The sequence below is a fragment of the Lacticaseibacillus manihotivorans DSM 13343 = JCM 12514 genome, assembly GCF_001435035.1.
Taxonomy (GTDB): Bacteria; Bacillota; Bacilli; order Lactobacillales; family Lactobacillaceae; genus Lacticaseibacillus; species Lacticaseibacillus manihotivorans.
Genome location: NZ_AZEU01000295.1, coordinates 4,399 through 26,873 on the forward strand (window position 1 = coordinate 4,399; position 22,475 = coordinate 26,873).

Sequence of the window (22,475 nt, forward strand, 5' to 3'; positions counted from 1 at the left end):
TCGACGTTTAAATAATCGTAAGTACAGCAATACGAGTGCACGTAAGCGTGTTGAATCTGTAAGTTAGTGATACCAACTAGAAAATATGTGAGCGGAAGCGGCTTGGCAGAACGGAGGAAAATTGGACAATTGCCTGTGGGAGTGAAATCAAGTGAAACGCCGGTTTATGGCGGTTCGCGCAGATTTCACCGGCAGAATTTGAAACGAAGTGGTTTTCTTCGGTTCAAATTCTAGGCAAAAGCTCCTCAAACGGTCTTTGTTTGAAAGCTGGCGCCGGCCGCACCGGAAACTTGTCCAATTTTCCGCAGTGGCGCCAAACGCTTTCGCTCACATATTTTCGGGCCGCTAGGCAATTGGTATAACTAACTGGAAGATGAAAACCACACTTACGATGCCGGACAGCGTTTGTGAATTTCAAATGATGACAACAGTAGGTTTGCATAAAAAAAGTTAGTGGTTAGATTTAGGCTTGTAATCTCTCTAGCATGCGGTAATTTAGTAGACAGAGGGATCGGAGGACGGTTTTATGAACTGGAATACCATTAAAGTGATCATTGAAGTGGTCATTGTCTTAAACACGATCGGTGCAGTGTTCACTGTATTTCGTGAAAAACGCGATATTGCCGCAACTTGGGCCTGGCTGTTAGTGCTTAATTTTTTACCCATTGTCGGATTTTTACTGTACGCCTTTTTAGGGCGGAAGCTGACGCATCGGCAGTTGGACAAGATCCGCGCGCAACCCAATGCGGAACTGACCGATGCGCTGAAGGCTCAACAAAAAGCGGTCCCGCCTTATCGCGCGACGGACACGCATACTGAAGCTTCAGTTAAAAATCTGGTCAATTTATTTCAAGGCATCGACAACAGTTTCGTCACCACCAACAACGAAACCGCGATTTTCACCGATGGGCCGACGCTGTTCAAAGATATCCAACAAGAAATCCGCGAGGCGCAACATCATGTGTATGTTGAGTTTTACACCTTTTATGCCGATCAACTCGGGGCAGAACTGTTGAACACCATGACGGCCAAGGCCCGAGAAGGTGTCGATGTGCGCGTGTTGTATGATTCTTGGGGCTCGATGGGCGCCAAACCAGAATTCTTCGATCCATTGCGTGAAGCAGGCGGGTATGCAGAACCCTTCTTAGGGATCCACTCGAACTTATTTGATTTTCGTTTGAATTTCCGCAACCACAGAAAAATCGTCGCAATCGATGGTTGGGTCGGCTATATCGGCGGCTTTAACGTCGGGGATCAATATGTTGGCCGCGATAAAAAATTCGGCTATTGGCGCGATACCCATTTGAAACTCGTGGGCGATGGCGTGTTGGCGTTGCAACAACACCTCATTCAAGATTGGGATGCCACCGTCACCAGCCACAAACTGGATGTCAATCAAACGCATTTTCCTAAAGTCGATGAAGGTTTGGGGGACACGATGCTCCAAATCGTCACCAGCGGGCCGACGGGTGATTTGGAGCAAATCAAGCTCGGTTATTTGCGCTTGATCAACTCAGCGCGCGAACACCTTTATATTCAAACCCCTTACTTGATCCCAGATGATTCCGTCATCAATGCTTTGCGCAGTGCGATTCACTCAGGCGTTGACGTGCGCATCATGGTACCGCATATGCCAGATCACGCTTTCGTGTACCGCGCGACGCAATATTATGCGCATTTATTGGCTGATGATGGCGCGAAGATCTATTTTTATCAAAAAGGGTTCTTGCATGCTAAAGTGGTGACCATCGATGATACGATTTCGTCGATCGGGTCTGCCAACATGGACTTTCGTAGTTTCAAGTTGAATTTTGAAGCCAACGCTTTTATTTACAACTCGCAAGTGGCGCTAGAACTCCATAAGATCTTTATGGATGATATTGAGGACAGCACCTTGATCACGTCAGAAGATTTTCACAATATGTCGTTATGGCTACGGTTCAAACAAGCCTTTTCGCGGCTGTTATCCCCAATTCTGTAGGAGGCAATCAAAATGAGCATCAATCGAAAACAAGCGATTCGCATTGCCGTGATCGGTGCGCTATTTTTGATCGGGTTGATTTATCCCGCACAATTATTTGGCGCCTTGACCGATTTATTGGCCATTGCCAAGCCGCTGATTTTAGGCGCCGCCTTCGCTTATGTGTTGAATCTGGTGTGCGTCCGCATTGAAAAGCGCTTATGGCCGCGTGCCACGACGCGACTGGCGGTAGGATTTCGCCGGCCGCTGGCGTTGTTGAGCTCTGTGATCGTGGTGGCGGTATTGATCGGCTTTGTGATGTGGTTGGTGATCCCGCAATTTATCACAGCGTTGACCAATTTCTTTACGAGCTTGCCGCATACGATCAACTTGATCAATGAGTGGTTGGCCAAATCGCAACAAGCCAATGCCTTGACCAAACAACTCGCCGCTGCCAAAATCGACTGGTCTGATTTGCAACAAAAGGCGCTGAAATTTTTGACCTCTGGCATTACCGGAATTTTTTCCTGTTCAGTATCGATTTTCACCAACTTAGCTGGCGGGATCTTCTCATTTATTTTAGCTTTTGCGTTTGCCTTGTATTTAGTCGGTGGGAAAGAACGCATCGGCTCGCACTTAAACCGGGTGTTGAATGCCTTTGTCCCAGCAAAGCCCTTAGCCTACACGCGTTATGTGTTGCGGGTGGCGGATGATATGTTTTCACATTTTATCGTGGGGCAAGTGACTGAAGCGACCATCGTTGGCACGATGTCTGTGATCGGCATGTCGATTTTCCGCTTTCCCAATGCCATTTCCATCGGCGTATTAGTGGGGATGACCACCTTGATCCCAATGTTTGGTGCCTTTATGGGTGGGGCAATCGGCTTTGTGTTGATCGCTGTGGCCAATCCGATGCAAGGCTTGGCTTTTGTGGTGTACTTGGTGATCCAACAACAGCTGGAAGGCAACTTGATTTATCCGCGCGTAGTCGGTGGGTCAATTGGCTTGCCGGGTATCTTAGTGTTGGTGGCCATCACCATTGGGTCGGGTTTAGCCGGGATCTTAGGCATTTTGATCGGGGTGCCATTAACCGCGACAATATATCGCTTGGTTAAAAACGCGACTTTGCAGAAAGAACAACAAGTTTGAGCCTGAACTGCTTCGCGAAATTCTCGTGAGGCAGTTTTTGTTTGCAATTCATAAATGAGTTTGTTATGATTTTAAATCGTAATAGTTACGATTTAAAATTTGGAGGATACAGATGCACAAACGCAATTATCTCGTCGTGGTTTTGTTCGGTTTGATCTTGTTGTTGACAGGTTGTAGTCAAGCCCATGCGGCAAATGAAAAAATCCATGTAGTAGCCAGTGTCGATTTTTATGGGGAAGTCGCGCAACAAGTTTTAGGCAAACATGGCACGGTAACTTCAGTGATCAACGATCCTAATGTCGATCCCCATGATTATGAACCGACCACTCAAATTGGCAAAACCGTCGCCAAAGCCGATATCGTGATCGCAAATGGCGCTGGCTATGATGCCTGGATGACCAAACTCGCCAAGGCTCAGCCCGACACCCCGATGATCACGGCAGCTAAAGTCGTCGGCGTGAAGAATGGTGAAAATGAACATATTTGGTACAAACCCCAAGCCATGAAACTGATGGCCAATGCGTTAGCCAAACAGTTTGGCAAGCGCGATCCTCAACATCAAGCAGCTTATCGACGTAACGCCAAGCACTACATTGAAAGCCTCAAACCTTTAGACCAAGCCGTGGCCCAATTAAAAACCTTAAGCCGCGGGCAATCAGCGATCGTCTCTGAACCGGTGTTTAACAATGCGCTCACGGCCATAGGCGTATCAGTCGCAGATCGACATTTTGCCCAGGCAATCGAGGAAGGTAGCGACCCGACGCCGGCAGATATTCGCAAGAATTCTAAGTTGTTGAAACAACACCAAGTCGCCTTTGTAGTGATCAACAAACAAGTACAAAGCAAAGTCGTCAGCAATTTGGTGCAACAGGCCAAGGACAACGACGTACCGATCCTCAAAGTCACTGAAACAATGCCGCGCAAGCAAACCTACTTGCAATGGCAACTGAGTCAATATCGGAGTCTGATAAAACTATTAGAAAAATAGATTTTTACTGAGATAAAAATAATAAGATACTAAATATTAAGTCATGGCATGTTGCAATAAGAAGTTTCTGAGAAGACTTATCGTTTTCGTACATGAGAAAACGTTCCCGAAGCGGTATAATAATTATTGTACAGAGAAGGGAGCTGAGCACATGATTGATATTACCAAACAAGCACGTGCCGTGTTACGCAGTGTCATCGAACCGGTTCAAGGGGTGGATGTGGTCCGCTTAGGGCTGATCAACCACGTTGAAGTGGACGCTGATGGCAATTGTATCGTCACTATGCCGGAATCGGTATGGGGCAATCCCTTAGCAGAATCGACTGGTGAAGAAATCGCGCGCGTCTTAGAGCGCCTCGATGGGGTGCAACGCGTGGCCATCGATATGGTGTGGCCGCCAGTGCGCTTGGTCATGAAAATTCGTGAAATGTTAAATTGGTAAATTAAAAATGGTTCTGCTCGCAATCTATTTGCGAACAGAACCATTTTTAATTCCCACCAAAGCTTGCGCCCCAAGTGCCAGCTGCCATGATGATGCCATAGGCTAAGGCTTTTTCACGTAGCTGCTTGGCATCGTAGTCATGGCAATCTTGATGCAACTTGCCGTACAGGGCCCGACCAGCAGGCGATAGCGTCATCGGGCGGAAATAAGGTAATTGGTACAATTCGATATACATTGGCACGCGCACTTTTTCAATCGATTCCCCGTCATTCAAGGCTTTGGCGTACTTCAACAAAATCTGGTTATAAGCATCGATCCATTCAAAGTTCCCATGCTCTGGATACGCCGCATCAATCAACTCGTATAACGCTTGCTCGTTTTTTTTCATTTTGACCCCTCCATGTTCAAGTGCACCCATAGTGTATGCTTGATGTCGAATGCTGTCGAGGGAAGTGACGAAAGTGTTAGCTAACCAGACTCTCGATTTTTTTGATTGTGATTGCGTGTCCCGACATGCTATAATAAAGTCATCAAAAAGAGGCTGTGCGCTAACACAACCTCCAAGCAGACCGTTAAAGACGGCTGGCATTCATATGACGCTATAGACCGTCAGACTCGGCCAAGAGTTTACTGACGGTTTTTTTGTTTGTCTACGAATTCGATGAGTTTGATCATCAACCCAATGAGATCTATTAACAAGACCCCAAAGGTTAACGTGATAACCAACGCCGCATCTACGCTCACAAAATGGTTCCTTCTTTCCCGAGAGTTTGGAAAAGGTGCATAGGCACCACCTCACAAGGTCCAGATTTACCAACCGTATTAAACTTTCTGCTTCAGTTTGTGTATCATGACAATGATTTAGTAGCATGACATGACAATGATGATTTCGTGAGTGCGAAATGAAAACCACGATTCAAAAAAACGCCCGCCGATTTTTTTCGGTGGGCGTTAAGCTTCAATTAGTCGTTCAACGTAAATTGTAACGCCATGCGTGGTGCGGATAATTTGACCATTTCACCTAACAAGTGAGTAGCTTGCTTCAAAGCTGCGTCAGCCATTTTTTGGTTGATGTCAGTTAAGTAAGCTGGCAAGTTTTGTTGATTAGCGGCGGCAGCGTCAGCCTCGTGTTGCAACTTGCGGCATTGGGCGACAGAATTTTCTTCGAACAAGTCTTCTTGATCTTGGAATAAGTCGAAATCGTAATCGCCGAATGTTGCCAGCAGGTAGGTCAACCAGTACATGTTTGCAGGATCAAATTCTGTGGTGGTATCGCGATAAGCGGCCGGTGTGTCTTCAACATTGGCATAAAATGGCACCACCGCGTTAAAGGTATTTGGCCCAAAGGCTAACCAGTGCACGCCTTTCAAGGCATCAGGAACGTCTGGACGAATTTGCAAAATGTGCAATTCTTGGTTCCGGTTGATGCCGATCGGCCGAAATTGCTTCTTTTGCGCTTCAGTGCCGGTACCATACACATCATATGGGGTGTTTTGGTAGTGAGAAGACTCGATGAACTTGACATCTTCAATGGAAATCAAACGATTGGCGTGGCAGATAAATGGCAAGTCTTGATCGATTGGGGATTGTTCCACGTCTGGGGTGAGATACTTTTGACCAAACCATGCGCGCGGGTTGTTGTAGCGGGTATCTTTTGGTTTGGCAGAACCAAAGATGTGACGCAAGTTGTAACCTTTGCGATCAGGGTTCAAATGATTTTGATCGATCAAATCCCTTAAATCCGCTGAGCACATGGTGTCATCGGAATCAAAGTCAAACCAGTCGATGTTGAACCGGTTTGGCGCGATCACATACGCGTCGTCTGGAATGCGCACTGCCGCCCAGTGATGGCCGCCGATAGTATCAAAATACCAAACTTCATCTTCATCAGAAAAGGCGATCCCGTTAGTTTCATACGTCCCATATTTTTCATGCAAGGCGCCTAAACGGGCAACCCCTTCGCGGGCGGAGTGAATGTAAGGTAAGGTGATGGCAGTGATATCTTCTTCACCTAAGCCATCTTTGACCAATGGATCCAAGCCTAAAATACGGGAGTTGGTCGTAGTGGTTTCAGTGGCAGTCATGGCGACGTTGGCGCTGTTGATGCCAGCTGCGGCCCAAATGCCGTGTTCTTTTTCAACATCAGGCGTTGAAGTGTAGCGCATTGGGTCGTCTGGTAATTCGATGTGGAATTTTGATAACTTCGCTTGGTAGTGGCGAGGTTGATCTTTAGGCTTCACCAAAACAAATTTTTCAAAGTTTAAGGGCGCAAAGCCATCTTCGTTGCGGGCAATCATGGTGGAGCCGTCGATGGAAGCTTTTTTGCCGACTAATACTGTGGTACAAGAACCGTGATGATATTCAGTCAATTCAGGTCATCCCTTTGTATAAGATGGGTCTATTATAGTCCTTTGAATGACGGCGCAAAAGTCGGCAGTGGCGCAAATTCTGATTGCGGGCTATAATAACCCTAATGAAATGGAGGACGACATGATGGATGAAACCTTTAAAGATCACGCACTAGAGGCGCTGGAGCAAGTGATCGACCCGGAACTTGGCGTGGATGTCGTCGACCTCGGTTTAATTTATGACGTCGCCATTGATAACGGCGTCTGCACGGTGACCATGACGTTGACGATCATGGGCTGTCCATTGTCTGACATGTTATCTGAAGACATAGATAGCGTCTTGTCGCGCATGCCAGAAGTCAACGAAGTGAAAATCAATTTAGTATGGGAACCTGCCTGGTCTGTGGATAACTTATCCCGCCAAGCCAAAATTATGCTAGGCATCCACTAAACATAATGATTGCAAATGGTCTGGCCAAAAAAGGTTCAGGCTATTTTTTGGCAAACGCTGTCCGGCAGCATAAGTGTTTCATGTCCGCCATCAGGTGTCAGTGGTCTATCTCCGTTTCAGTGATTTGAAATTGGGACTCCAGCTGGCCACCGGTACGTGGAGAGGGTCCTCGGCGGAGCTAGCCGAGATGTCTCGCTACGCTCCCCACTCGCCGGATCTCCGACTGCGGAGTGCTGTAGGTGGTAAACCACCAACAGCACTCTCACCACGTACCGGTGGCTAGCTTCCGTCCCAATTTCAAATCACTTCCACTACGTTAGACCACTGACGCCCGATGGCTACGAAACGTATGATGTCAACGTGTATCTGCGATTACACGAGCTGACAGCGCGGTGGTGAGACATTTCAATCTGTAAGTTAGTAATACCAACTTAGAAAATATGTGAGCGGAAGCGGCTTGGCAGAACGGAGGAAAATTGGACAATTACCTGTGGGAGTGAAATCAAGTGAGGCGCCGGGTTATGGCGGTTCGCGCGGATTTCACCGGCAGATTTGAAGATAAGCGTTCTTCTTGGCTTCAAATCTAGGCAAAAGAGCATTGGCCTGGGTTTGGCCAATCTCTGGCGCCGGCCGCACCGGCAACTTGTCCAGCTTTCCGCAGTGACGCCAAGGCGCTGGAGCTCACATGTTTTCGGGCCGCTAGGCAATTGGTATAACTAACTGGAAGATGAAAACCACACTTACGATGCCGGACAGCATTAAAAAAGCTCAGACCATGATGTCTGAGCTTTTGTGTTCATTTACAGATCTTCGGTACACAGTGGCACCGGTTGGCCGAAGTAATAACCTTGGATGTCAGAACAAGCGGGGATGGCTTGCGTGTTTTCAACATCATCCAAAGATTCAACGCCAGCGATTTCAAAGCGCTTTGCTTTGCGTTCGGCTTGCTCGGCCCAAAAGCCTAGGCGGTCGCGTAAATCAGCGTCAGTGGCATAAGGGCGTAAATTCTGAATCCCGAATTTGTAGCCCACCACGTATGGTGTCAGCGCTTCGACTAAGCCGGGCAAGTTATTGCCACTGCCGACGTCATCGACGACCACTTCAATGCCTGCATCAAAGAAAGCTTTGGCAGCTTGGACGATGGTCAAATTGTCAATGTTAGGATCGTAGCGTTCAGTGAGTTCAACAGTCAACGTCACGTCGGTATCGGCTTGCACGTGTTGCACCATGTCAAGAAATGCCGGATTAATAAAATGCACCCGCTCCAAATTGAAGGACACGCGTGTGATCGTTGATGGAATCGCCTGTAACGCTTTGCGTAATAAATATTCGAATTGATCGGATGGTAGCGCCGTAAAATCTTCAGGCAAAAGCCACCGACCATCAACTTGCTGGCGGATCAAAAGTTCATAGCCGCTAGCAGTGGTCGCATTATCGATATTAGCAAATTTGGGTTGACCGTAAAAGGTGATCATTGCTTGTTCCCCTTTGAAGTGACTGACTGAACGCATCAGCTATCCCATCATACCGCGTGGATGCACTCAAGGTCAATTGAGTCAAGCGTAAATTTTTATCATGAATTGATCAAACTTGATGTGCGTCAAGTTTTAATTTCAGCTTCCGCCATACAATGAACTTGTCAATGAGTGAAAGGGGAAAGCACATCATGAAATTCCAACAATTCTTACAAAAAAACCAAACCACGATCACCTGGTTATCCGCCGCTTTGATCGTGATCGGCTATGCTGCCAAATTCTTAGGTCAGCCAACGATTTACGCGGTCGTCTTGGCCATAGCGTCAATTATCGCGGTAATGCCGATTGCCATGCACGCTTACCAAGCGATTCGCGTGAAAGTGATCTCCATTGAATTTCTGGTCACGCTGGCAGTGATCGGGGCGTTTGTGATCGGCGAATACAATGAATCTGCGATCGTCACGTTCTTATTCTTATTCGGGAACTTTTTGGAACAAAAGACCTTGTCCAAAACGCGCGAATCCATCAAGAGCTTAACTGAAATGGCGCCGACTACGGCCCAAGTTGTCCAAGCTGACGGTAGCCTTGAAGAAATCGATGTCGATGATGTCGATGAAGGGGATGTCGTCCGGGTCAAAACTGGTGCCGCCATTCCAGTTGACGGTAATGTGGTTTCCGGTTCTGGTTATGCCGATGAAGCTGCGGTGACTGGCGAATCGCGTGCTGTGTCCAAACAAGTTGGAGATCAAGTGTTTTCTGGTACCATGTTAAGCGATGGCTTTTTAGATGTTGAAGCCACCAAAGTCGGCGATGATACCACTTTTGCTAAAATCGTCGAATTAGTTGAAGATGCGCAAGACACTAAGTCCCATGCGGAAAAATTTATCGATCGTTTCGCGCAGTACTATACCCCGGCAGTTTTAGTCCTTGCAGCATTGGTCTTCATTTTCACCAAAGACTTGCGGACTGCGATCACCGTGTTGGTCCTCGGCTGCCCTGGGGCGTTAGTGATCGGCGCGCCGGTGTCTAATGTTGCTGGAATCGGCAATGGCGCCAAGCGCGGGATCTTGGTCAAAGGCGGCGAAGCGATGGATACCTTTGCCAAAGTCGACACCTTCGTCTTTGATAAAACTGGCACCTTGACCACAGGTAAAACCGCAGTCGACCAAGTGTTAACTTATACAGACGATGAAAATCAACTGGTTCGCTTAACGGCTGCGCTTGAAAGCTTATCCGATCATCCGTTGGGTCGCGCTTTGACGCAATATGCTGACAACCAAGGTCAAGATTATCAAAGTTTAACCATCACCGATTCCAATACGATCAAAGGCCAAGGCATTGCCGCAACCATTGACGGCCATCACGTTTGCGCCGGGAATACAAAACTACTCGCCGCTCACGATTTGCATTTAACGGACGAACAAGCCGCTTCCTTGCACGAGCTCGCCAGTGCCGGAGCATCGACTGTGATCGTCGCCATTGATGATCAAATCGCAGGTATTTTTGCCATCGCGGATCAAATTCGGGAAGGCATGGCAGATCAACTTGCTAACTTGCGGCAAGCTGGCGCTAAGCATTTGGTGATGTTAACTGGGGATAACCAAGCCACGGCTGAACATGTTGCCAATCGATTAGGCATTGATGAAGTGCATGCGGAACTCATGCCAGAAGATAAAGTCACGTTTGTTCAACAATTTAAAGCCGATGGCCGCACCGTTGCCTTTGTTGGCGATGGAATCAATGATTCCCCATCTCTGGCGACAGCTGATATTGGCATTGCGATGGGCTCTGGGACTGATGTGGCGATCGAAACCTCTGATGTCGTGTTGATGCAATCGAGTTTTGCGGCGTTGAATCACGCTTATCGCTTAGCCAAAAAGACGGTGTTGAACACCCGAGAAAATGTTGCCATTGCCATTGCGGTGGTTGCATTCTTATTGATCGGTTTGATCGCAGGCTTCATCTATATGGCCAGTGGCATGTTTGTCCATGAAGCCTCGATTCTAGTCGTGATCTTCAACGCGATGCGCTTGATCAGCTTCGGTGGCAAAAAAGCCCAAGCGTTGACCGCACAGCAAGCCTAAAACAAAAAACTTTTCCTCAACAGTTGGGGAAAAGTTTTTTGTTTGGGAGAGTTTTCCCAAAGTTAATAAACGCTACCTTCAAAATGACGCAAATGAGGTTGATCAAAGTTGAAGCTGGCTAAGTCCTTAACAGAAATCACAGCAGTAGCACCAAGGGCGGGCATTAAGTTCAGATCCGTTTGGCAGTCATCTGGTAAGACCAAGATCACTGGTTTGCTCAAACCGTAAGCATAACCGACTTCCCATAAAACGCCAGGATCGGAGTTTTGAGGCGTGGGGTCATATAACGCGACGACGATATCTGAAGCATTGATGCCAGACACGTCTTCGCGAAAAGTCGCCATTTGCCATTCTGGATTGGCAAACATGTCAGGATGATCGGCAGGGGTCCAGTTTTGATAGGCGTGTTCTTGCGGGCGGAACGAGTTTTTCCAATCAAGTGTCGGATTCGCTTGCAGTTTTGGGGTCGCTGCATCCAATAAACGGATCTGATCTGGGTTGAACCAGCTTTCGGCTAAATAGGCGGTTTTCATTTGACGTTCTCCTTTAATAAATCATCTAATGTCGTGATCATTTGTTGGCAAGTGGCTAAGTCTTTGGCCACCGCACCGGAAGCGAGTGGGTGTCCACCGCCACCAAAGGCCACAGCGATTTGATTGATCGGCTGATGTTTGCTGCGCAATTCACAGCGATATTGACCATCTGGACGTTCCGTAAACATGATCCAAGCATCGATGGTGGTCAACTTACCCACATAATTCACCGCCAGTTGTTCCAAACCTAACGGCACGTCGAATTTTTCGCGGATTTCTGTGGATAAAATAAAACTCCCAGCACCAGCTGAGGTGACTTCAGTATGTTGCAAGGCATAACCGATCAACTTTGCCATGTTCGGCGTCAGTTGATCTTCGGCGCGGGCAATGGCTGGCGCATCAATACCTTGGGCCATCAGGTCAGCGGCGACGCGCAAGGTTTTAGGTGTGGTGAGATCGAACATGAAGCGTCCGGTATCCCCCAAGATCCCAGCATATAAACACCGCGCGACTTCAGGCGTCAACGCCCAACCTGCAGCTTTGGCCAAATCAGCGACGATTTCAGAACTACTTGAAGCATCCGTATCCACATAGGATAAATCGCCAAAAGGTTCACGATCCGGATGATGATCGATTTTCATCAGCTGATCGCCAGTGGTGTATCGTGAGTCAGCAATGCGTGCAGTGTTAGCAGTATCGATCACAATGACCAAGGCATCTTGGTAAGTGGTGTCAGCGATTATATCAGGCGTGCCGATCCAGTTTAAATTTGGCTGTGATTCCCCAACTGCGAAGACTTGTTTTTGGGGAAATTGATGTTGAAGCAAGGCTTTCAAGCCCATTTGCGAACCAAACGCATCCGGGTCTGGATTGATATGGCGATGAATGATGAGGGTATCGGCTTGGGTGATCGCCGCGATCAAATCAGTTAACATAGGGTCCTTTCCAAAACTAGTTTCTTTCAGTTTAGTGGAAATTGGTTAGAATGAAAAGTTTTTGGTTTAAGTTCTATTTAAGCCAGTTTCGCTATATTGAATGCAATCAAATCGGGAAATTGCGGGTAGCCTTATCAGGTGCCCGCTTTTTGTCGTTTCAGGAGGAACTTATGGTAAAACGACCTTATTTACATGAAGTGGATTTCATGCGTGCTTTCTTCATCTGCGGGGTGCTTTGGAACCATACGATCAATCAATTCACCAGTCTGATGGCGCATCATTGGCACACCCCGTATTATGCCTTGCGCAGCATTCGCATGGTCGGGCATTTTTCGCGGATGGGGTTCATGTTCATGACGGGTTTGGTATTGATGATGATTTATTATGAAAAACATGACTGGCCTAAATTTTTGAAGAAACGCTACAACGGCGTCTTGTGGCCATATTTAATGTGGAACACGTTGCTGTTAGGGTTGATGATCGCCTTAAACAAAGGCAACGACACTTGGGCCCAATTGTCGAAAATGCTCCTGCATGGCGATCACTTCTATATGTACTATTTGTTAATCACGATGCAACTGTACCTATTGTTTCCTTTGATCGTGAAGTTATTTCATCGCTTTGAGGCCCATCAATTACGCTTGGTGGTGATCAGCTTTTTGATCCAGTTGAGTTTGGTCACCTTGATCAAGTATGGCTTGTGGGGTGTGGATACCAGCAATTGGCCGTATTGGTTTAAAGCATATTCGATCAATGTGTTCGTGTATCAGTTTTACGTGGTGCTCGGCGGGTATGTCGCGTTGCATCACCAACCAGTGACGGCTTGGTTGAATCAAGTGGCAGGCTTGTTGGTGCCAATCACGATCAGTTTAGGCCTTGGCACCGTGATTTATTATCGTTGGTTTAATCAACGCGTGCTTAATTTAAGCAGCGGACATGCCTTATCCCCACACCAACCTTACATGTTGATTTATGATACCGCGATGATTTTGACCATGTATTGGTTGGGTCAACGTTTTGCCGTTTGGCGATCAGTGCATGAGAGACATTGGGTAGCGAAAATGATCCACAATATTGCGACCGTTAGTTTTGGGATGTATTTGAATCAAACTCTCGCCTTGCTGGCGCTACGTTGGGGATTGGCTCAAACTGGGTGGTCAGCCCATCAATTGTTATGGGCGTTACCCTTGGGTTTTGCTGGTGTGGTTGCGCTTAGTTTTGGGTTGGCATGGTTTTGTTATCGCGTCGCGCCGTTTGGCTTTTTGATCGGACGGTCGCAATGGCATTTACCCCGCAAAACTGTAAAAACTCAAATCCTTGAAGATGTAAGTAAATAATCATGCGAAATGTGGAGAACCAATCAACATGATGCACGCCTGTGTTGAAATATTTGAATTATTTTTTGAACTAACTGATTTTTCGTTGACAAGCGCGTGATGACGCGATTTACTAAAAGAAGTGTATGCAAAAGATGTTGATTTGGGGGACGCATATGGCGTTTGGGATGTGGATCGGGCGGACGGTTTTATCCGTGTTTTTCGTGGCTGGTTATTTAACTTATTATGATTCCGCTTTTTATCAACGCTTGCGGACTGAGCGTGGCAATTGGCAAAAGCGCGGACTCAATACTGCGATTCGCATTGGCATCATGTTAGGGGTGGCAATCGGTTTACAGTGGGCGGCTGTGAGTGTGCAACAAGGTGGCGATATGTATGTCAACTTATTGCTATTTGTGATCAGTTACGCATTGTTAGATGAAGGCACGAGCATCGTTGAATATCTGTTCAATTGGGCAGTGATGAGTTTCTTTTGGTTTATCAATCATCCTTTTGATGAACACTTATTCATCCTAGTGGCCGTGATTTTTGCATTGACGTCAGTGATCTTACGGCGGTTTCAAACGACGGTTCATTATCACCTGGCTTGGTATATGTTGTTTGCTATTACGGTGGCGACACTGTTTTGGATCACTTATGTGGATGTGCCATTGCGCAGTTTATTCGGCTATCCTTTGATTTTTGCGTTGATGAGCGGGTATTCCTTTAGTTATATCCATCGAATGCGTTCGGTGGTGGCCGAGCGCGATAGTCTCACGGCAGAACTGAATCACGATGCGTTGACGCAGGCGTTTAGCTTGACACGGTTAAATACCAACGGCGTGGAGATCTTTGAAGATTGCAAACAAGTCAGCGGTCAGTTGGCAGTTGCGGTGATGGATATCGATCACTTTAAATCCTTTAACGACGATTATGGCCATGCTGCTGGGGATGCCGTGTTGATCGGCTTGACCAAAATTTTACAAGCTGAGTTAAAAGTTGCGCCAGCGGAGTTGTACCGCACCGGTGGCGAAGAGCTGACGATATTAATGCCAGACTTTGATATGGATAGTGCCATGGCATTGGTGCGCAATTGTTGGAATGCGGTGCGCACAGTGCCGGTTGCTTATCAAGATAATCATTTTCGCTGCTCGGTTTCGGTCGGCGTTGCATTTTTAGAGCAAAAAGATACGGCATTATCTGATTTGTTAAAACGCGCGGATAACTCGATGTACTTATCCAAACAACATGGTCGCGATCGCATCACGGTAGACGGTCAAGCGGATCTTTTAAATAATTCGCATTCGGCGATGATCAACTTCACTTATTACACCCAACCGATCATGCGCTTAGCCGATAGCCATTTAGTCGCCAATGAAATGCGTTTGGAACGGTACGCGAATGGGCAATGGGGCCGCGCAGAAAATTATGCGGTGACCACGGATACGATGATGAGTTTGATCCGGTCAATTTTTCATCAGTTAGAAGTGCCTTCGTTGTCAATGAATTTCGAAGTGGATGAATTGGCCACCACTCGGATTCGCGAATCCTTGTTAGCCTACTTGCATGCCAACGCCCAAGTTGAACTGCTGATCGAAATGACGCATATCACGAATCCGGAAATTTTTGCGGCAGTGGCGCCGAGTTTTCGCAAAGCTGGCGTCCGCTTTGTAATCGATGATGCCCAAACACCAGGATTGTTTGCTGAATTTGCGCCAGTGATCCAATTCTTTGATACAGTCAAGGTTTCCTTACCCTCAAAGCGTGATGTGTCGGCTGATGCTGAGTTGTTAGCTAATCTCAGTTACTGGCAACATGTCTGTGCCGTCCATCATTTGGAACTCGCGTTAAATAATATTGAATCAGATGCGGACATGCGGTTAGTTGATCGCTTTGGCGTGATTTATGGGCAAGGGAATTTCTTCAGCCGACCAGTGTTACCGCGAATCTTGTAATCAGCACCTTTGTCAAGCTATCATTGCCATGATAAAATGCCCCTTGTAAAGTTGATCATGCGGACACGGGTCCAACCAACCCAAACCGTCGCCAACCCGCCCAATCGCTGGTTGGCATTTTTTGTGCGTACAATCAAAAAACGAGGCGGCTGAACTTCAGCGGTCTCGTTTCATTGTGATGCGGTTAACGCGCAGTGGCCAACAAGTTGACAATATTATTCAACGCGTCTTGGGCGATTTGCATCGCATCTGGATCTAATTCAAAGTTTGGTAAGGTTTCGTCGTTGTAGTGCAACAAGGCGGCAGCGCGAGCGACCATATCATACCAAGTTTGGAAAGGCATTTTGTTGATGGCACCGCTGATGGCACTTGGGCACACTTGCAACAACTGGTTGACGACTAATTTCGCTTGCGTCAAGGTTTCATCAGGCACTTGCGATAAACTGGTGGCTTTGTTGGCTAAACGGAATAAGCGTTCAGCGGCGACCAATACTGGGTTTTTAAAGCCGGCTTGTTGTTTGACCACAGAACGATCGTCCAACATATATTTTTGCAAACCGATCATGGAGAATAAAGTGATTTGATCGCCGATTTGACTGCCGAGATCTTCCAAGCGGGTGATCCCGCATTCAGCCAATTGTTCTTTGGTGAAGGTCAATGCGGCGTGAGCAGAGAAATCAGAATATTGAATCCCGATGGTCGACTTGGAGTCGCTGGTGCGCAACATGAACATCACGTCTTTGCCGCTTTGTGCTTTGACATAAGCGTTCAACATCCGCGCAGCCACGGCTAATTGTTCATCTTCAAACTCGTTGCGCCGATCCAAAGCGATGCGTACTTTGTTTGGTAAGTAATCCAAGGTGTTTAACACGCGTAAAATCGTGGCTAAGTATGGATACCAGATCCCAAAGCCTAAGGCGAAATTACCCATATCGGATTGTGGGGAATAAGTGACAAAGTTTTGCGCTTGGTCGCCGTGGGCTTGCGTCAACATGGCAGCAATTTGGTCATGGCTCTTACCGCGGGCTTTGACTTCATCGCCTGGTTGCCAACCAAATGGATACAAAGTGTTGGAGAATTGATCTAAGGCGTGTTCGTTGTCTTGATCGACTAAAGTTGCGCCGATAAACATGTTGCGTTGATAATCATTGCCATGCACAAACGATTCATCGATGAACAATTGCAACGTTTGCGGATTTTTCTTAGGTTCTGCAGCTTTGGCTTCATCCACTTGCACTGGCGTTTCTTTTGCTGGCGCTTCAGTTTTTACTGTTTCCGGATTTGGCTCAGGTTTTACTGATGCATTCGGCTTGGTAGGTTCTGGTTGCGCAGCAGGTTTAGCTGGGGCCACTTTTGGTTCAGCCGCTTTAGTTTGTGGTTGAGGTTGGGCCACTGGTTTAGCTGGAGTTGCTTTTGGTGTCACAGGTTTTTCTGCAACGGCTGTTTTTTCAGGCTTGGTTTCTGTTTTTGACGCAGTGGCTTTTGGTTGTTGCACGGCTGGTGTTTGCGCTTTGCGATGGGCAGGCACTTGGGCAGTTGGATTCATGCTGCCAACACCAGCTTGAGATAATTGTTCAGCGCGGGCTTCAACTGCTGCGGCTTGGGCTAAACGTTCGGCTTCATGTTCGGCTTCAGTTTGAATTGGGGCGCCATCGATTTGATGAATGGTAAAGCGCGCTGGTTTTTGTTTGCGTACCACTTTTTTCGGTTGCGCTTGAGTTGTTGTTGGCTTGGCAACAGGCTTAACCGATTGTTCAGCGGTTTTAGCGGTAGTTTTGACATTGGTTTGCTTGGTATTGGCCTTGTTCGTGGCTTTTTTAGCTTGGTTTTTGGCAACTGGTTGGTTAGTTGTCGATTTGGCCGACACCTTTTTGGCGGGTTGCTTGGTAGCCGGTTGCTTCGATGCATTTTGCTTGGCCGGTGCTTGTTTAGCATTGCTTGGCTGAGCAGTTGCGGCTTTGGCACTGGTTTTAGCCGGTGTGGCTTTTTTAGCTGGCTTTTCGGCAACTTTCTTTGCAGGTTGTTTCTTCGCTGTTTTCTTTGCGGCAGCTTTTTCAGCTAATTCTTTATGGTTACGCTTTGCTGGGGTGATTTTTTTAGCAGTGGTTTTTGCTGGCGCAGTTTTTTTGGCGGATTCAGCGGGCTTTGCTGCTTGAGGTAATTCACCAGGCTTGGTGGCAATGATGCTTTCGTGTTCATCGATGAAGCGATTGATCTTAAACATCACCGCAGTACTCATTTTGGCATCTTTTAAGACTTTGCGCATGCTGACCGGAGAGATCCCGATTTGCTTTGCGGCTTGCGTCACACTTAAATGCTCGGCGCTCATAATTTGTTTCAAATGGAAGGCAGTGCTGCCATTCATAGATTGTTCCTCCTATATGGCACAACAAAAAAACTGTGCAATGGTTTTTATCGGAGTCAAAAATGGTGCTGGTACGCCGCGCGCTATGGCAGTGTCCCGCGACCAAAAACAAGAGCTTGACGAAAGCATTTGCCGCGCTCAATTGTTGGCTCTTGTTAAGAGTACAACAAAACCCGTCACTTTGCAGAAAAAAGTGACGGGTTTTTGGAAACAATCATTCAGAAATTTCGTGATAGTGTTGAATCGCTAAGTCAATGAAAGCTTGGATCGGAGACGTTAAGTGGCGTTCTTGGTTATAAACGATTTCCACCGCCGTTTGAAAAGCAGATTCTGCGATCGGCAACACGCAAACGGCTTGATCTTTGAGATAGTGCACAGGCATCGAGTGGGGGATGATGGTAGTCCCAAGTCCGGCGCAAGCCAGCGCACATGCAGTGGTTAAGTTCGGGGTTTGCAACACGGTGCTTGGCGCAATATGATATTTGGTCAAATAGCCATCCACATTGCGTTGAAAATCTGATTCTGGTGTTTCGCAAATGAAATCTTGGCCGTTGACAAAAGGTGCGACATTGACGATCGGCAAATCTGGCATCACTTTTGGCTGCATGCGTTTTGGCAAAATCAAAGCCCCACCATCGTTGTACAAATGTCGATAAGCCAGCGCCGCGTTATAAGCTGGGGTCACGCCGATGTAGACATCGAGTTCGCCGTTTTGGACGGCTTGTTGTAATACGGTGGAATCGAGTTCTCGCAATTGAATGCCGACTTGCGGGAAGCGTTGATGGAATAATGGAAGTAGTTCAGGCAAAACCACTTGGGCTAAACTTGAATTGACGCCGATGGAAATATGGCCATGGGCGTCTTGGGCATAAGTTTGCAGATCATGGCTTAAGGTTTGATACGATTGGGCGAGCTGGCGAATTTTGTTGAGATAATATTCGCCGGCGTAAGTCAGCTTCAATGGATGTGCGGTGCGATCGATGAATTCACAGTTGAATTCTTTTTCCTGCGTGCGGATAATTTTACTGACCGTGGGTTGGGTCATAAATAACTCACTGGCGGTTTGGGAAATGTTCCCTGTGCGCGAGAGACTTTCAAGAATTTGGATCAGTTGATTTTCGCGGTCAAACAATGCCATGATCGAGCCCCCTTTTCGTCTAGTATGCCGATTTTGGCATAAACCTGCAAGCATTGGCGCAAATTTTTGGTACAATATGTTCAGAATCGGAGGATGCCTGTGCGAAAATTAAAATGGTTTTTCCTAGTATTAGTGCTGACCCTTGCAGGCTGTGCGGCTAAGCCTCAGCCCAATCACCGCATGCATGTCGTGACCAGCGTCGATTTTTACGCGGAAGTCGCCAAAGCCGTGGTGGGGACACATGGCACCGTGACCAGCGTGATCAATGATCCAGCCGTTGATCCCCATGACTTTGATCCTACCGTGACCACCGGTAAAATGGTTGCCAAAGCGGACTTGGTGTTAGCCAATGGCGCCGGCTATGATGCCTGGATGAATAAGTTGACTGCCGCCGAACCATCCGTTTCGACCTTGTCTGCGGCCAAAATCGTCGGCGTCAAAAATGGTCAAAATGAACACATTTGGTATACGCCAACGGCCATGCCGAAAATTGCGCGCGCATTGGCGACCAAATTAGGGCGGTTAGATCCAAAACACAAAGCTGACTATCAACAAAATGCCAAAACCTATATCAAAAAACTGCAACCGCTGATGACTTTGATCGATCAACTCAAGCAAAATGCGGGTGACAAACAAGTCGCGGTTTCTGAGCCAGTGTTTAACAATGCCTTAGCTTATATGGACTATCGCGTGGCGAACACGCATTTTGCGCAAGCCGTGGAAGAAGGCAGTGACCCGAGTCCCCAAGACGTGCGCCAACTCAATCGGCAAATGGCAACTGGTAAAATCGCCTTTTTCGTGGTGAATACCCAAGTGTCCAGCAAAATCGTGGATAACGCGATCACAATGGCAAAAAAATATCATATTCCGATTTTACATGTCACTGAAACCTTGCCAAAAGGGTTATCCTATACCAGTTGGATGACCAAACAATATCGTGAATTACAAACCATTCAAAATTAATTTTAGGAGATGGGATCATGGTTTTAGATTATGGCAAACAAGCGGCTTGGCCCAATGGCTTTGGCGCTCAAGAATCACCGATTGCCTTGCACGATGCCCAAGTCGTCGCCAATTTGCATTTAGCGGTCACCGCCCCTTATCGCATGCAAACCGAACTGGATGATGGCACCACGATTAAGTTACTCGGTTTAGGCCAAGTGCAAATCGGCACAAAGGCTTATGACTGTGTCCAAACGCATTTTCATGTGCCAGCTGAGCATGTCATTGATCAACCAGCTGCCTTAGAATTACATTTTGTTCATCAGAATGCGATTGGACAGTTGTGTGTGGTGGCGGTTTTGTTTACCAAAGGCGCTGAAAATCCGCTTATCCAGCAAGTAATCGACGACTTTGCACCCGGCACCCAACATGCGGAAGCCATCGATTTATCGGCTTTAATGCCAACTGCTGGTAAGGTTTACCATTATCTGGGTTCATTGACCACGCCGCCATTAACGGAAGGCGTCGAGTGGTATGTGATCCAACCCAAACACGCGACCGTTTCCGCTGAGCAAGCGGCATGGTTTGTCCATCAATTTGGCACTAATAATCGTGATCTACAACCGCGCAACGATCGCGTGATCCAGTGTTTTGATCTCGAGTAACACAAAAAAGCTTGTGACTTCCTAATACGGAAATTCACAAGCTTTTTTGACGGCAATTGGAATGCTTGGTATGCTGACAAGATAGCAAACCACTATTTTTGATCAGATAAGGCGTGAAAAATAGCCTGCATACCAAGTTCCATATGATCCATTTCATCAGCGTATTGATGCAGTTGTGCCGCATAGTGCGCGACAGTGTCTGCGTCAACATCGGTTTTATAGCGCAGTTTGTGTTCCAAGCTGGCCCAAGTATCCATGCCGACCGTGCGCAGTTGAATTTCGACTGGGGTGTTTTTAACGCCTTTGGCTTGAAAAACCGGAACGGATACCACTAGGTGCAAACTGCGATAACCAGATGCTTTTGGGGTCTTGATGGAATCTTTTTGCCGGATCAAGGTGATATCTGACTGCGCGAGTAAATTCTCTGCGACTGTATACACATCAGCTTGGTAGTTGCAGATCACGCGAATGCCGCCGATATCATAAATATGATCATGAATACTGGCAAACGTCAGCGGCAGATCATGTGCTTTGACTTTGCGAAACAAGCTGCGCGCGTCTTTCATTCGGGCTTCCATGTGGTGGATTGGGTTATGGGCATTGTGCAGTTGATAATCGGCATCGAGGTTTTCGAGCTTAGTGCCCACCTCATTGACAGCGGCTTGGCATAGTTGGTAGTAGCTGACAAAATCCGTTAAGTCCATTTGCAGTTCTGGTGGGCAAAGCGGTTGAGCTCTTCTTGCGTTTGGAGCAAATTGGGTAAGTTGGGACGTTGTAAGATCAAGGGCATTCCTCCATGCCGATATTGTACCACCGGTATGCCAATAAAAATATTAGTCATTATTAATTAAAAATTATTCAAGCATATGTGTCAAAAGCGTACATCGAAAGTTCGTCGCCGAGATTCGTAAGATATCGGAAAATAATTTTTGTTTCTTAAGCAAAATAAGAATGGTTACAAATTAAGAAATTTGTACAAGGGTCGCGTTAGTAGGATAATGGTATTAAGAATTGATGACATAAATAAGGAGCTTGGCGATGTATCGGTACTTCATCCAACCCCAATTGAATCGGATCAATAATACCTTGATCGGCTATGAGTTGTTGATGAAGACTTACACCGAAAATGGGTGGCGGCCTCCAGTCAGCTTTAGTGCCATTCCAGCACACACAGTCGCAGATGTTTTAGTGGCCACAACGAGTAAATTGGCATTAAAAATTCCATCAGTTTCAGTGAATCTCAATCGCACGCAACTGCTTGATGATGAGGTTAATAGTGCCTTGATCAAAGCGCAGAACTTTTTGCGTCCCGTTAAGTTGGTGGTGGAGCTCACTGAAGAGCCGAGTGATAAACACATCACTTTTGACTTATTGGAACCGCAAATCAAACGTTATTTGGCCCGGGGGATGGAATTAAGTCTCGACGATGTGGATTCAGGGGATAATGATTTCAGCCATGTCAAAGGTCTATTGCCTTATGCGTCTGAAATCAAATTTGCCTTGCAGAACTTTGATGAAAGTTTGGAAGATCCGGTACTTCATCAACGTGTCGAATTCTGGCAAAATTTGGCGCATCAACGCAATTTACGCTTCATTTTAGAAGGCATTGAAGACACTCATGATGATGTGGTTGCCGATGAATTACGCATTGATTTGCGCCAAGGGTATTTTTACGGCAAGCCACACTTGTTGCGCTTAGCCCCTGATGATCCAGCATAAGGAGGACAAG

The 22,475-nt window shown here is 47.0% G+C and carries 19 protein-coding genes; 11 read left to right on the top strand and 8 right to left on the bottom strand.

The window, feature by feature from the left end:
• Window positions 1-526 precede the first annotated feature (526 nt).
• From cls to FD01_RS14300, 4 genes are all read left to right on the top strand, one after another.
• Complete coding sequence (cls, locus tag FD01_RS14285) at window positions 527-1,981, top strand: cardiolipin synthase (protein WP_056964969.1); 1,455 nt, start codon at window positions 527-529, stop codon at window positions 1,979-1,981.
• A 12-nt stretch (window positions 1,982-1,993) separates the two neighbouring features.
• On the top strand, window positions 1,994-3,109 hold the full coding sequence (locus FD01_RS14290; protein ID WP_056964970.1) for an AI-2E family transporter: 1,116 nt from the start codon (window positions 1,994-1,996) through the stop codon (window positions 3,107-3,109).
• A gap of 112 nt (window positions 3,110-3,221) precedes the next feature.
• Window positions 3,222-4,097, top strand: coding sequence for a metal ABC transporter solute-binding protein, Zn/Mn family (locus tag FD01_RS14295; protein ID WP_056964972.1), 876 nt, complete (start codon window positions 3,222-3,224; stop codon window positions 4,095-4,097).
• 151 nt (window positions 4,098-4,248) lie between these two features.
• The gene (locus FD01_RS14300) at window positions 4,249-4,539 is read left to right on the top strand and encodes an iron-sulfur cluster assembly protein (protein ID WP_056964973.1); all 291 of its coding nucleotides are present in this window, start codon (window positions 4,249-4,251) and stop codon (window positions 4,537-4,539) included.
• Window positions 4,540-4,585: 46 nt separating this feature from the next.
• On the opposite strand, the gene FD01_RS14305 is transcribed toward FD01_RS14300, so the two are convergent.
• On the bottom strand, window positions 4,586-4,927 hold the full coding sequence (locus tag FD01_RS14305; protein ID WP_056964976.1) for a bacteriocin immunity family protein: 342 nt from the start codon (window positions 4,925-4,927) through the stop codon (window positions 4,586-4,588).
• A 574-nt stretch (window positions 4,928-5,501) separates the two neighbouring features.
• Window positions 5,502-6,908 (bottom strand): C69 family dipeptidase, encoded by a 1,407-nt coding sequence (locus FD01_RS14310; protein WP_056964978.1) that lies wholly within the window; start codon window positions 6,906-6,908, stop codon window positions 5,502-5,504.
• Between the two features lie 121 nt (window positions 6,909-7,029).
• On the opposite strand from FD01_RS14310, the gene FD01_RS14315 reads away from it, so the two are divergent.
• The gene (locus FD01_RS14315; RefSeq protein WP_225436224.1) at window positions 7,030-7,338 is read left to right on the top strand and encodes a metal-sulfur cluster assembly factor; all 309 of its coding nucleotides are present in this window, start codon (window positions 7,030-7,032) and stop codon (window positions 7,336-7,338) included.
• 800 nt (window positions 7,339-8,138) lie between these two features.
• On the opposite strand, the gene FD01_RS14320 is transcribed toward FD01_RS14315, so the two are convergent.
• The gene (locus tag FD01_RS14320; protein ID WP_056964982.1) at window positions 8,139-8,849 is read right to left on the bottom strand and encodes an EAL domain-containing protein; all 711 of its coding nucleotides are present in this window, start codon (window positions 8,847-8,849) and stop codon (window positions 8,139-8,141) included.
• Between the two features lie 155 nt (window positions 8,850-9,004).
• On the opposite strand from FD01_RS14320, the gene FD01_RS14325 reads away from it, so the two are divergent.
• Window positions 9,005-10,897, top strand: a complete 1,893-nt coding sequence (locus FD01_RS14325; RefSeq protein WP_056964984.1) for a heavy metal translocating P-type ATPase — start codon at window positions 9,005-9,007, stop codon at window positions 10,895-10,897.
• 62 nt (window positions 10,898-10,959) lie between these two features.
• Here FD01_RS14325 and FD01_RS14330 read toward each other — a convergent pair whose 3' ends face one another.
• Together FD01_RS14330 and FD01_RS14335 are read right to left on the bottom strand one after the other, a co-directional pair.
• Complete coding sequence (locus FD01_RS14330; protein WP_054715277.1) at window positions 10,960-11,430, bottom strand: nucleoside 2-deoxyribosyltransferase; 471 nt, start codon at window positions 11,428-11,430, stop codon at window positions 10,960-10,962.
• Window positions 11,427-12,365, bottom strand: coding sequence for a DHH family phosphoesterase (locus tag FD01_RS14335; protein ID WP_054715280.1), 939 nt, complete (start codon window positions 12,363-12,365; stop codon window positions 11,427-11,429). Before FD01_RS14335 ends, FD01_RS14330 begins: the two co-directional genes overlap by 4 nt.
• A gap of 170 nt (window positions 12,366-12,535) precedes the next feature.
• On the opposite strand from FD01_RS14335, the gene FD01_RS14340 reads away from it, so the two are divergent.
• Window positions 12,536-13,702, top strand: coding sequence for an acyltransferase (locus FD01_RS14340; protein ID WP_056964985.1), 1,167 nt, complete (start codon window positions 12,536-12,538; stop codon window positions 13,700-13,702).
• Window positions 13,703-13,827: 125 nt separating this feature from the next.
• Window positions 13,828-15,636, top strand: coding sequence for a sensor domain-containing diguanylate cyclase (locus tag FD01_RS14345; RefSeq protein ID WP_082611942.1), 1,809 nt, complete (start codon window positions 13,828-13,830; stop codon window positions 15,634-15,636).
• 184 nt (window positions 15,637-15,820) lie between these two features.
• On the opposite strand, the gene FD01_RS14350 is transcribed toward FD01_RS14345, so the two are convergent.
• Window positions 15,821-18,001 (bottom strand): hypothetical protein, encoded by a 2,181-nt coding sequence (locus FD01_RS14350; RefSeq protein ID WP_056964989.1) that lies wholly within the window; start codon window positions 17,999-18,001, stop codon window positions 15,821-15,823.
• Window positions 18,002-18,215: 214 nt separating this feature from the next.
• Window positions 18,216-19,139 carry a LysR family transcriptional regulator gene (locus FD01_RS14355; protein ID WP_054715310.1) on the bottom strand — a complete coding sequence of 308 codons (924 nt, stop codon included), beginning with the start codon at window positions 19,137-19,139 and terminating at the stop codon, window positions 18,216-18,218.
• A 93-nt stretch (window positions 19,140-19,232) separates the two neighbouring features.
• Here FD01_RS14355 and FD01_RS14360 point away from each other — a divergent pair, with 93 nt between their 5' ends.
• Window positions 19,233-20,102 (top strand): metal ABC transporter solute-binding protein, Zn/Mn family, encoded by an 870-nt coding sequence (locus FD01_RS14360; protein ID WP_054715313.1) that lies wholly within the window; start codon window positions 19,233-19,235, stop codon window positions 20,100-20,102.
• 17 nt (window positions 20,103-20,119) lie between these two features.
• Complete coding sequence (locus FD01_RS14365; RefSeq protein ID WP_054715322.1) at window positions 20,120-20,746, top strand: carbonic anhydrase family protein; 627 nt, start codon at window positions 20,120-20,122, stop codon at window positions 20,744-20,746.
• 92 nt (window positions 20,747-20,838) lie between these two features.
• Here the strand turns inward: FD01_RS14365 and FD01_RS14370 are convergent, their stop codons facing one another.
• The gene (locus FD01_RS14370) at window positions 20,839-21,450 is read right to left on the bottom strand and encodes a GTP pyrophosphokinase (RefSeq protein WP_152164689.1); all 612 of its coding nucleotides are present in this window, start codon (window positions 21,448-21,450) and stop codon (window positions 20,839-20,841) included.
• Window positions 21,451-21,784: 334 nt separating this feature from the next.
• Here FD01_RS14370 and FD01_RS14375 point away from each other — a divergent pair, with 334 nt between their 5' ends.
• Window positions 21,785-22,465 (top strand): EAL domain-containing protein, encoded by a 681-nt coding sequence (locus FD01_RS14375; protein WP_054715326.1) that lies wholly within the window; start codon window positions 21,785-21,787, stop codon window positions 22,463-22,465.
• The last annotated feature ends 10 nt before the right edge of the window (window positions 22,466-22,475 follow it).